At 67.7% G+C, this 12169-nt stretch carries 14 protein-coding genes; 4 read left to right on the plus strand and 10 right to left on the minus strand.

Features of this window, described 5'->3' with window-relative positions:
* Positions 1-37: 37 nt before the first annotated feature.
* The gene (locus tag OG558_RS25065; RefSeq protein ID WP_405065206.1) at positions 38-655 is read right to left on the minus strand and encodes an SRPBCC family protein; all 618 of its coding nucleotides are present in this window, start codon (positions 653-655) and stop codon (positions 38-40) included.
* An 81-nt stretch (positions 656-736) separates the two neighbouring features.
* Positions 737-1255 (minus strand): single-stranded DNA-binding protein, encoded by a 519-nt coding sequence (locus OG558_RS25070; protein ID WP_405065207.1) that lies wholly within the window; start codon positions 1253-1255, stop codon positions 737-739.
* A gap of 147 nt (positions 1256-1402) precedes the next feature.
* Here OG558_RS25070 and ettA point away from each other — a divergent pair, with 147 nt between their 5' ends.
* Complete coding sequence (gene ettA / locus OG558_RS25075) at positions 1403-3085, plus strand: energy-dependent translational throttle protein EttA (protein WP_405065208.1); 1683 nt, start codon at positions 1403-1405, stop codon at positions 3083-3085.
* A gap of 62 nt (positions 3086-3147) precedes the next feature.
* Positions 3148-3450 carry a DUF1269 domain-containing protein gene (locus tag OG558_RS25080; RefSeq protein ID WP_405065209.1) on the plus strand — a complete coding sequence of 101 codons (303 nt, stop codon included), beginning with the start codon at positions 3148-3150 and terminating at the stop codon, positions 3448-3450.
* Positions 3451-3540: 90 nt separating this feature from the next.
* Here the strand turns inward: OG558_RS25080 and OG558_RS25085 are convergent, their stop codons facing one another.
* From OG558_RS25085 to OG558_RS25115, 7 genes are all read right to left on the minus strand, one after another.
* A complete protein-coding gene (locus OG558_RS25085) occupies positions 3541-4002 on the minus strand; it encodes a hypothetical protein (RefSeq protein ID WP_405065210.1) in 462 nt (153 codons plus the stop codon).
* 166 nt (positions 4003-4168) lie between these two features.
* A complete protein-coding gene (locus tag OG558_RS25090; protein WP_405065211.1) occupies positions 4169-5038 on the minus strand; it encodes an aminoglycoside phosphotransferase family protein in 870 nt (289 codons plus the stop codon).
* Positions 5039-5091: 53 nt separating this feature from the next.
* Positions 5092-5766 (minus strand): response regulator transcription factor, encoded by a 675-nt coding sequence (locus OG558_RS25095; protein ID WP_329475063.1) that lies wholly within the window; start codon positions 5764-5766, stop codon positions 5092-5094.
* Positions 5763-7070, minus strand: coding sequence for a sensor histidine kinase (locus tag OG558_RS25100; RefSeq protein ID WP_405065212.1), 1308 nt, complete (start codon positions 7068-7070; stop codon positions 5763-5765). Before OG558_RS25100 ends, OG558_RS25095 begins: the two co-directional genes overlap by 4 nt.
* Positions 7071-7141: 71 nt before the next feature.
* Entirely contained in the window at positions 7142-7987 is an 846-nt protein-coding gene (locus OG558_RS25105; RefSeq protein ID WP_405065213.1) for an ABC transporter permease, read from the minus strand.
* Positions 7984-8913 carry an ATP-binding cassette domain-containing protein gene (locus OG558_RS25110; RefSeq protein ID WP_405065214.1) on the minus strand — a complete coding sequence of 310 codons (930 nt, stop codon included), beginning with the start codon at positions 8911-8913 and terminating at the stop codon, positions 7984-7986. Before OG558_RS25110 ends, OG558_RS25105 begins: the two co-directional genes overlap by 4 nt.
* A 124-nt stretch (positions 8914-9037) precedes the next feature.
* Complete coding sequence (locus tag OG558_RS25115) at positions 9038-9484, minus strand: MarR family winged helix-turn-helix transcriptional regulator (protein ID WP_405065215.1); 447 nt, start codon at positions 9482-9484, stop codon at positions 9038-9040.
* Between the two features lie 93 nt (positions 9485-9577).
* Here OG558_RS25115 and OG558_RS25120 point away from each other — a divergent pair, with 93 nt between their 5' ends.
* On the plus strand, positions 9578-10945 hold the full coding sequence (locus OG558_RS25120) for an FAD-dependent oxidoreductase (RefSeq protein ID WP_405065216.1): 1368 nt from the start codon (positions 9578-9580) through the stop codon (positions 10943-10945).
* Positions 10946-10978: 33 nt separating this feature from the next.
* Here the strand turns inward: OG558_RS25120 and OG558_RS25125 are convergent, their stop codons facing one another.
* Entirely contained in the window at positions 10979-11437 is a 459-nt protein-coding gene (locus tag OG558_RS25125) for a MarR family transcriptional regulator (RefSeq protein ID WP_329484870.1), read from the minus strand.
* A 143-nt stretch (positions 11438-11580) separates the two neighbouring features.
* On the opposite strand from OG558_RS25125, the gene OG558_RS25130 reads away from it, so the two are divergent.
* The gene (locus tag OG558_RS25130) at positions 11581-12156 is read left to right on the plus strand and encodes a YceI family protein (RefSeq protein ID WP_405065217.1); all 576 of its coding nucleotides are present in this window, start codon (positions 11581-11583) and stop codon (positions 12154-12156) included.
* Positions 12157-12169 lie beyond the last annotated feature (13 nt).

Genomic DNA, 12169 nt, shown 5'->3' on the forward strand with positions numbered 1-12169 from the left:
ATGCCTGGGCGCGCGCTCGGGAGATCAAGCGGGTAGGTCAGACCTCGGTGCCTGGGGCGAACTGGGCCATGGAGATCTTGGCGGCTTCGGCGAGGTCTTCCTCGGAAGTGGTGCCCGAGGAGCGGACGGCCTCGATCCAGGCGCGGACCGACTGCACGTTGTACCTGACGACCTCGGGGGAGTCGGCCATCTCGACCGGGTTGGTGCCTTCCGGGAGGTCGCCGGAGACGTACAGCGCGAGGGCGAGGAAGCCGCCGTCCCAGCCGGGCCCGACCCAGAGAGCGCCGGAGCCGCCGGGAGCCGGTGGCTCGCCCATCGAGTGTTCGAGCTCCAGCTCGGTCGAAGCCCCCGAGCCTGGCAGCAACCGTAGCTCTAGGACACTCGTGGGACCGCCGAAGGTGACTTTGAAACGCTTCGGCGGCTCGCACTCCAGGACCTCGCCGCCGGCGTTGTCCTGGAGCTGGAAGGTGCCGCCGACCTTGAAGTCGCCGGTGACCGGCCAGAACCAGCGGCGCATCCGCTCGGGATCCGTGAGCGCGTCCCACAGCTCCTCCGGCTCGGCCTGGTACGAGCGGCGCATCCGCACGGTCACCGTCTCCCCGGTGCGGCTGACCTCCCGCTGGACGGCGTTGATGTGCTCGAGGATGTCGATCACGGATGGTTCCCTCTCGTCGTGAGCAGGTCGGCTGGAGCCCAGAATGCCGGGCAGGGCTTATATAAGTCAATACTGAGATAGTCACGCCGCCGCCGCTTCCGGTGCCTCGGTGTCGGCGGTGAGGGGCAGCGCGGTGGCGGAGTACTCATCGGCCGGGTACGGCGAGGCGGATGCATCGGCCGGGCCGGCAGACGGGACAGCCGTGAGCTCGCCCGGAGCCGAGCCGGAGCGAGGTGCACTCTTCGTGAACGTGGTCGTGCCTCGGCTCAGATCGTGACCGAGGGAGAACGCCTCGAGGACGACCCGGCTGCGTGGTTCGCCGGCATCGTCGGTCCACTCGTGCGTGCGCAGCCGGCCGGTGACGATGACAGGCTGCCCGACACGCACCGATTCGAAGGCGTTCTGGGCCAGGTTGCGCCAGCACTCGACGCTGAACCAGGTCGTCGGTTTGTCGACGTACGTATTGAGGGCGCGGTCGAACTGTCGTGGCGTGGAACCGATCCGGAACGTCGCATGCGGCACCTGCCCACCGATCTCCTTGAAGTCCGGATCACTTCCGACCCAGCCCTGCACCGTCACGTAGGTCTCGCTGAGGCTCATGATCGTCGCCTTTCCTTTGGTCGCGAATCCGCTGTCACCGGAGAAGATGCACGCCTGGAGAGCCCGTCCGCCGGATCGATTCCTGATCTGTGGACAACCGAGAGGGCCGATTGGGACAGGTGGGTCCGAGCACATAGGCTCTGGGGTATGGCGGAATTCATCTACACGCTTCGCAACGTCCGGAAGGCGCACGGCGACAAGGTCGTTCTCGACAACGTCACGCTGAACTTCCTCACCGGCGCGAAGATCGGCGTGGTCGGGCCGAACGGCACCGGCAAGTCCTCGCTGTTCAAGATCATGGCGGGGCTCGATCAGCCCTCCAACGGTGAGGCCCGGCTGGCCGAGGACGCGACGGTCGGGATCCTGCTGCAGGAGCCGCCGCTGACCGAGGGCAAGACGGTCCTGGAGAACGTCGAGGAAGGCGTCGGCGACACCAAGCAGAAGCTGAACCGCTTCAACGAGGTCACCGCCGAGCTGGCCGACCCGGACGCGGACTACGACGCGCTGCTGGCCGAGATGGGTGACCTGCAGACCGAGCTCGACCACCGCAACGCCTGGGACGTCGACGCTCAGCTGGAGCAGGCGATGGACGCGCTGCGGTGCCCGCCGGCCGACGCGCTCGTCGACAAGCTGTCCGGTGGTGAGCGCCGCCGGGTCGCGCTGTGCAAGCTGCTGCTGCAACAGCCCGACCTCCTGCTGCTCGACGAGCCCACCAACCACCTGGACGCGGAGTCCGTGCTGTGGCTCGAGCAGCACCTGCAGAAGTACCCGGGCGCCGTCCTGGCGATCACCCACGACCGGTACTTCCTGGACAACGTGGCCGAGTGGATCCTGGAGATGGATCGCGGGAAGACCTACGGGTATGAGGGGAACTACTCGAAGTACCTGGAGACCAAGCAGGAGCGGCTCGTCGTCGAAGGCCGCAAGGACGCCAAGCGGCAGAAGATCCTGGAGCGCGAGCTCGAGTGGGTCCGGTCGAACGCGAAGGGCCGGCAGTCCAAGAGCAAGGCGCGGCTGCAGCGGTACGAGGAGCTGGCGGCCGAGGCGGAGCGCGCCAAGAAGCTGGACATCGACGAGATCAACATCCCGCCGGGTCCGCGCCTGGGCAGCACGGTGCTCGAGGTCAGCAAGCTGGAGAAGGGCTTCGGTGGCCGCAAGCTGATCGACGGCCTGAGCTTCTCGCTGCCGCGGGCCGGCATCGTCGGCGTCGTCGGTCCGAACGGTGTCGGCAAGTCGACGCTGTTCCGGATGATCGTCGGCGAGGAGACGCCGGACGCGGGCACGCTCAGGCTCGGCGACACCGTCAAGGTCTCGTACGTCGACCAGTCGCGCGGCGGCCTCGACCCGAAGAAGACCGTCTGGCAGCAGGTTTCGGACGAGCTCGATTACATCAAGGTCGCCAACTTCGAGATGCCGAGCCGGGCGTACGTCGCCTCGTTCGGTTTCAAGGGCCCGGACCAGCAGAAGCCGACCGGCGTACTGTCCGGAGGTGAGCGCAACCGGCTGAACCTGGCGCTGACGCTGAAGATGGGCGGGAACCTGCTGCTCCTCGACGAGCCGACCAACGACCTGGATGTGGAGACCCTGCAGTCGCTGGAGGACGCGCTGCTGGAGTTCCCCGGCTGTGCGGTGGTCGTGTCCCACGACCGGTGGTTCCTGGACCGTGTGGCGACGCACATCCTGGCCTGGGAGGGCACCGAGCAGGACCCGGCCAAGTGGTTCTGGTTCGAGGGCAACTTCGCGTCGTACGAGGCGAACAAGGTCGAGCGGCTGGGGCCGGAGGCGGCCCGTCCGCACCGGGTCACCTACCGCAAGCTCACCCGCGACTGACCCCGAAGAAGCCCAAGACCAGGCGGCTGAACAGCCTGACGGGTGCAGGTGCGCTGGGTGGCATGTTCTGGGGCATGCTCTTCGGGCTGATCTTCCTGGTGCCGCTGCTCGGTGCCGCCATCGGGGCCGCGACCGGTGCGATCGCGGGATCGCTGACAGACGTCGGGATCGACGACAGCTTCATCAAGTCCGCCCGCGACAAGATCACGCCGGGCACGTCGGCGTTGTTCCTGATGTCGAGCGATGTGGTGACCGACAAGGTGAAGGCGGCGTTCGAGGAGGGTGGCGGGTTCAAGCCCGAACTCATTCAGTCCAACCTGTCGAACGAGCAGGAGGCGGCGCTCCGCGAGATGATCGCCAGCTGAGACTCCAGGACTCGACTCCGGCAGCCGGCCTCACTCCTGACGAGTGAGGCCGAGCTGCCGGTCGACGTTGATGACGGCGTTCCTACTCGCTCAGTTCGCCGAGGTGGCTCGGTGCCCGGCTGCCTTCGGGGCACTCGTCGGTACCTCGTCCATCCCGAGGTTCTCTCGTGCGTCGCTCCAGCGCGCGGTGAGCGCGAAGAGTATGACGACGTCGAGCCCGATCATCAGCAACGACCAGACGGGGTACCCGCCCAACCAGGCGATCTGGATGATGAGGTGCAGCGAGACCAGGATGATCGCGACGATCCGGGCCCAGGTCTGCGCCATCAGCAGCCCGGCACCGGCGCCGATCATCAGCAGGCCGGCGATCAGGAGCGTCCAGCCCAACCCGGTCACGTCGACGATGACCAGCTTGTTCGGCGTCAGCGCCAGCCGTTCGTCGTCGACCAGCGCGACGATGCCCTGGAAGACGTTGATCAGCCCGGTGACCAGAAGTATCGTGCCGGCGAACAGGACCCAGCCCGCCCAAGCCCCACTTCCCTTTGCAGCCATCTGCTACTCCCTTTCTCGCTGCGCAAGCCGCCACCGGGCCGGCGGCGGCGTACGCAACTGATCTCACCTCGTCACGGAGCGGAGCGCCTCACCCCACAGGGGTGAGGACGCAGCGTGATCACGGCAGGTCGGCAGGTGCTTGCCGCGGGTCCGGACGGCCAGTAGGTCAGCTGTGGAGCTGGTGGTCGGCGAGGACGCGTTCGACGACGGGAAGGTCTGTGGTGATGAGGGCCTTCCAGAGGGCCCAGCCGCGGGCGCGGGCCCACGTGTCGCGATCCTGGCCGACCGCCGCGCGGAAGGTCTCGCGGGATTCGCCGGCGAAGAACGTGTACGCGATCACCAGGTCGCACGCCGGGTCACCGACTCCGGAGGTGCCGAAGTCGATGACCGCCGAGAGTCGGCCGTCGCGGACCAGGAGGTTGCCAGAGGCAATATCGCCGTGGAACCACACCGGCGTCCGGTCCCACGAGGTCGCGAGTGCGGCGTCCCAGACCTCGCGGGCCAGGTCGGTGTCGATCCGCCCCTTCAGTACGGCGAGCGCCTCGACGGTCTCGTCGTGGTAATACTCCGGCGGCGCGCCACGGTAAAAGCTGTGCGCGCCGGCGACCGGTCCGCCAGTGGCGTCGAGACTCTGCAGGGCAAGGATGAACTCGGCGATCGACCGGGCGAATTCGTCCAGGTCGGCGATGTTCTCCGACGTCGCCGTCTCGCCGTCGATCCAGCGGCGGATCGCCCAGTGGTACGGATACCCCTCACCCGGTGAACCCTTTGCCACCGCCTCAGGGATCGCCACCGGCAGGTACGGCGCGAGGACCGGCAGCCATTCGTGTTCCTTGTCGATGGCAGCCGTGTAGGTCTCGTGCGTGGGCAACCGTGCTGTGAGCTCGGTGCCCAGCCGGTACGTCCGGTTGTCCCAGCCGTCGATCTTGACCGGCGTCACCGGCAGGTCGGCCCACTGCGGGAACTGCTGCGCGATCATTCGCCGTACGAGTGCCGCGTCGATACCGGCCCGGCCGTCCTGGTGAGATTCCGTCACGCCGCAAAGGTTCCCCGAAACGGGGCGACGGACTCAAAGGCTTTAGCTGATCGCTACATCGACGCCGAGTTCGGATAGGTCAGCTGCAGGTCGTACGCGAGGATCACTGCCTGGATCCGGTCGCGGGCACCGATCTTGGCCAGGACCCGGCCGACATGGGTCTTGACGGTGGACTCGGACAGCGAGAGCCTGTCCGCGATCTCGGCATTGGTCCAGCCGCGGCCGACCGCGACCAGGATCTCGCGTTCGCGGTCGGTCAGCGCGCGGAGTTTCGGGCTGTCCTCCGGCGCCACGGTACGGGTGGGCAGATGATGCACGTACGCGTCGAGCAGCCGCCGGGTGAGGGCCGGGGCGATGATGGCGTCACCGGCGGCGACCGCGCGGATCCCGGCGAGAAGCTCCTCCGGCCGGGCGTCCTTCAGCAGGAAGCCACTCGCGCCGGCGCGCAATGCGGCATGGGCGTACTCGTCGAGGTCGAATGTGGTCAGCACCAGCACCCGGGACCGGCCGCCGTTGGCGACGATCTGCCGGGTCGCCTCGATGCCGTCCATGCCGGGCATCCGGACGTCCATCAGGACCACGTCCGGCCTGAGCTCGGCGGCTTGGCGAACCGCATCGGAGCCGCTCGCGGCCTCACCGGCCACCTGGGTCTCCGGAACGGACTCCAGCAGCATGCGGAACCCGAGCCTCTGGAGAGGCTGGTCGTCCACGATCAGTACGGTCGTCATGAGGCGGTCTCGAGGTGGTTTCTGGGTGCGGTCAGGTCGAGTTCGGTCTGGACGATCCAGCCGCCGCCGGCGCCCGGGCCCGCGCTGACGGTGCCGCCGTACAAGGCCGCGCGTTCGGTCATGCCGATCAGCCCGTGACCGTCCCCGGCCGGCTCGACCGAGTGGTCGGCACCGATCGACGGTCCGCTGTCCTGTACCCGGATCCGCAGCCGGTGGTCCGCGATGCCCAGCGAGACCAGCGCCTCGGTCTCGGCTCCCGCGTGCTTGAGGGAGTTGGTCAGGGCCTCCTGGACGATGCGGTACGCCGCCAGTTGGACTCCCCGGTCGAGGGTGTCGACGCGGCCCGCCGTGCGGTAGACGACCTGTGGCCCGGCGGCCCGGATGCGACCGCAGAGCGCGTCGATGTCCGCGATGCCTGGCTGCGGGCTCAGCTGGGGAGCGTCCGTATGTTCGCGCAGCGCGCCGAGCATGCGGCGCAGTTCGCCCATGGCCTCACGACCGGTTTCACCGATCAGCCGCAGTGCCTCGGCACCTCGATCGGGTGTCACGCCGGCGGCGTACGCTCCACCGTCCGCGAGGGTGATCATGACCGACAAGTTGTGGCCGACGATGTCGTGCATCTCCCGTGCGACCCGGGTCCGTTCGGCGGCAGCCGCGAGCATGCTGCGTTGATCGCGTTCGATCTCCAGTTGAGCGGCGCGTTCCCGCAGACCGGCCAACTGCGACCTTCTGATGCGTACGACGAGCCCCATAGCAACCGCTGCGGTGACAGCGCAGATAAGGAAGAACAGCGCTTCTGGCAACGACGTGACGGCGGAAACCTGGACGGCGACCAGCGCAATGGCGCCGACCATGATTCCGCAGGCCCAGAGCAATTGGCGCAGCCGGCCGTGCAGCGTCAGGCTGTAGAGCGCGACGAGGATCGCGGCGTCGGCGCGCAGGAAGGCGCTCTGTGACCACTGCAGGCAGAAGACCGCCGCGATGGCGACGAACGCCGCGAAGGGCGCGCGACGGCGCAGGATCAGCGGCAGGATCAGGCCGGCCTGCAGAGCCAGCATCACCCCGGTCGGCAGAACGGGGAACACGTCAGCCAACCTACGGCGGTCGCCCTGGTGGATCAGGTCGGGCAGGCAGAGGACCAGGAAGGCACCGGCCACCACGAAGGTGTCCAGCACCCACGGTCGCTTCACATCCACCTGCCGGAGCCGCTGGCCGATCCGGCTGAACCGGACGACCAGTGGGTGTCGCCACAGCGGATCGGAGTCCGCCGGCCGGCCGGCAGGTCCCATCCGGATCCTGCTCATCGTCGCCACCTGTCCATTGTTGCCGCCGACTCCGAGCCGTCCGTCGGAGCGGGGCCGGCGGACGGCCGCTGTCAGGCGTCGCTTCGAACCAGGCGCCAGGCGGCACCGGCCAGAGCCAGTGCCGTCCAGGCGAGGAACACCAGGAGACCTGCGCCGGGGGAGAGCGTGTGGGCGCCATGGTGCAGGCTGAACATCGACTCGCCGGCAACGCTCGGCAGGTAGGGCTGAACGGCGTTGTGCCAGGAAGTCGGCAGCAGCGAAATCAGACCCGGCAGGATCATGAGCGCGGCTACCAGCACCGAGATACCGCCCGCCACGGAGCGCAGCAGGGACCCCAGAGCGGCGCCGATGACGCCTACCAGGCCCAGATAGAGCGCGGCACCGAGCAGACTGCGCACGACCCCGCCATCCGACATCGTCAGCGCTGCCTGGGTGCCGGACAGGATGCCACTGTCGATCAGGAAGGTGACGAACGCGCCCACCGCACCCAAGACCAGCGCGACCAGCCCGAACACAGCAGCCTTGGACCAGAGGACGGGCAGACGCCGCGGTACGGCGGCCAAGGTCGACCGGATCATCCCTGTGGAGTACTCACCGGCGGTGACCAGCACCCCCAGCACGCCCAATGCCAGTTGCGCCAGCACGACACCGAACAGCGACAGACTGACCGCGGTGGCGTCGGCGAAGTCCGGATCCAGTTGCCGGCCGGACGTGACGCTGGACTTGTACCGCGCGGCAGCGATCACGCCGAAGCCCACCAGAAACAGCAGACCGAGTCCCAAAGTGATCCAGGTCGAGCGCAGTGACCACAGCTTGGCCCACTCCGAACGCAGTACGCGCCGGCCGGTCACCCGGTACGCCGGTCGCGCGACCGGAGTACCGCTGTCAGGGGTCCTGGGTGAGGTGACGACGCTCATGCGGCCCTCCCGGAGACCTCGGTGGTGCCGTGGTAATCGACGGAGTCCTTGGTCAGTTCCATGAACGCTTCCTCGAGCGAGATCGCCTTGGCGGTGAGCTCGAACAACGCGATCCCCGCCTCTGCCGCCTTGAGCCCGATCGCCCGGGCCGCCAGGCCGGTGACTTGCAGTTGCTCGGAGCCGGCCCGCCCGGTGATCTCGATGCCCGGTCCGGCCAGCACCTCGCGCAGCCGGCCAGGATCGGCGCTCGCCACCGTCACGGTCTCTCCGGCGGTCTGGCGAACCAGCTCGTGCACACTGGTATCGGCCAGCAGCCGGCCGCGTCCGACGACGATCAGGTGGTCGGCGACCAGGGCCATCTCACTCATCAGATGCGACGAGACGAAGACGGTCCGGCCTTCGGCGGCCAGCCCGGTGAGCAGGTTCCGGATCCACAGCACACCCTCGGGATCCAGGCCGTTGACCGGCTCGTCCAGCATCACCGTGGCCGGGTCGCCCAGCAGCGCGGCCGCGATCCCCAGGCGCTGAGCCATTCCGAGAGAGAATGCACCGGCGCGCTTCTTGGCCACCGACTGCAGGCCGGTCAGCTCGATCACCTCGTCTACCCGGCGGCGTGGAATGCCATGCGTGTAGGCCTGCACCATCAGGTGGTCGAACGCGGACCGCCCCGGGTGGATCGACTTCGCCTCCAGCAACGCTCCGACCTCCTGGAGTGGAGCACTGTGCTCGGCGTACCGGCGGCCGTTCACGACGACCGTGCCGCTGGTCGGTGCGTCGAGCCCGATGATCATCCGCATGGTGGTGGACTTGCCCGCACCGTTCGGGCCGAGGAATCCGGTCACGGTTCCCGGCTTGACCGTGAAGTCCAGCCGGTCGACCGCGGTCGTCTCGCCGTACCGCTTCGTCAGTTGGTGTGCCTCGATCATTCGCGTTGGTCCCTCGATCACGGGAGCCGGATCTCCCGGCGCCTCGGTGACCACGCTAGGAACGCCCGACGCCCGATCCGTGGTACCGCGGACTGATTTGCCGGATGGCCGTCGTACCGCGGTACTACGAGTGGGCCTCGCTGGAGCTGACCGAGTCGGCGAGGAAGTCCGAGATGACGCGGAGCTCGGCCACGGAGCGGCTGGCCAGGACGGCCTGCATGCTCTGGCCCTGCTCGGCGTACAGGGGGACCAGCTTGTCCTGGATCGCCTGCATCGACGGCGTGACGACGACCTTGCGGCGGTCGGCCGGGTCGTGTTCGCGGGTCACGAAGCCGTGGGATTCCAGGCGGTCGATCACGCCGGTGATCGTGCCGGAGGTGAGGCCGGTGTGCTCGGCGAGTTGGCGCGGCGTGAGCGGGCCGTAGGTCTGCAGCAGCGTCATGAACTGCGAGTCGCTGGCGCCCAGTCCCACCTTCGCGGAGACCGCGTGGTTGTAGAGGATCACGCCGGCGATGAACCGGATCATCCGCTGCTGGATCTCGCCGGTGAGCTCGTCTCGGGAACTGGTCATGGTCCACCTCAGCATAGGGGTTGCATTTCTCTCGGATATCCAAGATACTCGGATTACCGAGATACTTGAAGATCCGAGATAAAGGGGACGGCGATGAAGGTACTGGTGATCGGTGGCGGGACCGGCGGACTGGCATTGGCGCACGGCCTGCAGCGGGCCGGGATCGGCGTGACCGTGTTCGAACGGGACGCGCTGCGCACGGACGGCCTGCACGGCTACCGGGTCGGCATCGACCCCGATGGCAGCCGGGCGCTGCACGCGCTGCTGCCGACGGAGCTCTACGACACGTTCGTGGCGACGAAGGCTCGCGACCCGAAGTACTTCAACCTGCTCACCGAGGACCTCAAGGAGGTTCTCTCGATGGACCTTCCGGAGTCGACGGACCCGGTCGAGAGTGAGAAGTCGATCAGCCGGATGACGCTGCGCCAGGTACTGCTGACCGGTCTCGACGACGTGGTCGAGTTCGGTAAGGAGTTCACCCGGTTCGAGCAGCACGGCGATCAGGTCACGGCGTACTTCGCCGACGGCACGCACGCCACCGGCGATCTGCTGGTCGCCGCCGACGGCTCGGGTTCCCGGGTACGGCGTCAGTACCTGCCGCAGGCGGAGACCGAGGAGACCGGCATCATCGCGATCGCCGGGAAGCTCCCGATCACCGAGGAGAGCGCGAAGCTCGTCTCGCCCAAGGTGTTCGAGGGGATCTCGATCGTCAGTGCACCGCGAGGGCTCGCCTGCATCGTGCACGTGATGGAGTTCCAGTGGGACCGGGACGGTCGGGTGAAGAGCGGGATCGGTGGCAACACCGAGGAGCTGATCCGGCAGTGGCCGGGACTGCAGTTCGACAACACCCGCGACTACATCAACTGGGGGCTGTCGGCAACCAAGGACAAGCTGCCGGCGAACATCATGGAGCTGCGCGGCCAGGAACTGATCGACACCGCTCTCCAGGTCACGCCGGGCTGGCACCCGAACCTGCGCCGCCTCTTCGAGCTGACCGATCCCGGCACCTGCTTCCCGGTGAACATCTGGACGTCGGTCCCGCTCGAGCCCTGGGAGTCGACGACAGTGACCCTGCTCGGTGACGCGATCCACACCATGACGCCGGGCCGTGGCGTCGGGGCGAACACCGCGTTGCGCGACGCTGTGAACCTGTGCCGGACGCTGATCGAGGTGCGTGACGGGCGACAGCAACTGATCCCGGCCGTGCACGAGTACGAGGCGAAGATGATCGAGTACGGCTTCGACGCGGTGCTCAAGTCGCGGGCTCAGATGACGTCCGACGACCCGGTGCACAAGCCCGTGATCGGGCGGCTGGCGTTGGCCGGGATGCGGACCGCGATGCGCACGGTCAACCACCTGCCACCGGTCAAGCGGCGGATGCGCGACTCGATGATGGCCTACCGCGGCGCCGACCGGGACGAGCTGACGCTGGAGATCACCCCGGCGGGATCGGGGCAGTGACCATCCGGCCCGAGGTGACTGCCCGGGCCGGCGTCAGCGCTGGCCGATGTGCTCCGACACGGAGTCGAACACGCGGCCCACCGCGGCGAAGTCCTCCGGGGTGGCGAGGTCGACGAGGTTCTCCCGAACGCCTTCGACGTGGTACGGCGCCGCTTGCTCGAGCAACTCGAGTCCGGACTCGGTCAGCTCGGCCCAGACCCCCCGCTTGTCGCTCGTGCACGACGTACGGCGGACCAGGTCGGCGGCCTCGAGCCGGCCGACGGTGTGGGTCAGCCGGGAGCGGCTCTGGTGCAGCCGGTCGGCCAGATCGGCCATCCGGAGCCGCCGGTCGGGCGCCTCGGAGAGCCGGACCAGGATCTCGTAGTCATTGATACCGATGCCGAACCGGCGCAGGTCGTCGTCCAGCTTGGCCATCAGGCGTGCGGTTCCGAGCAGGTACGCACGCCACGCCACCTGCTGCTCGGCGTCCAACCACCGGGTCTCAGTCGTCATCGTCACGGGAACAGTGTACCGGGAATGTAGTTGACTTTTAAACCGTTGAAGCCTACTGTCGTGGTCAGAGGTTGAAAATTGAACTTTCAGTCCCCGGCTGCGTCGCCCCCCGACCAGTAGGAACACTTTCCCGAGAGGAACCCATGAGCGAGACTGCCGTTACCGGCACGACCCCGACCAGCACCATCCCCGGCCTGGTCGCCGGTACTTATGCGATCGACACCGCGCACAGCGAGATCGGCTTCACTGTACGTCACCTGATGACCAAGGTCCGCGGCACCTTCCAGGAGTACGCCGGCGAGATCATCGTCAAGGACTCCCTCGAGGAGTCGACCGCGAACGTCGCCGTCGAGCTGGCCTCCGTCCACACGCGCAGCGAGCAGCGCGACGGGCACCTGCGCTCCGGTGACTTCTTCGACGCCGAGAACAGCCCGAAGATGACCTTCGTCAGCACCGCCTTCAAGCCGGAGGGCGACGACTACGTCCTGGCCGGCGAGCTGACCATCAAGAACGTGACCAAGAGCATCGAGCTCGCGGTCGAGTTCCTCGGTGTCGACCAGAACGCCTACGGCCAGACCATCATCGGCTTCGAGGCCTCCACCTCGATCAGCCGCAAGGACTGGGGCATCGACTTCAACGTGCCGCTCGAGGGCGGCAAGCTGCTGATCGGTGACAAGGTGGACATCCACCTCGACGTCCAGGCCGCCCTCCAGGCCTGACGCCAGTACGCGA

The sequence above is a fragment of the Kribbella sp. NBC_01510 genome, from assembly GCF_045040325.1.
GTDB lineage: Bacteria > Actinomycetota > Actinomycetes > Propionibacteriales > Kribbellaceae > Kribbella.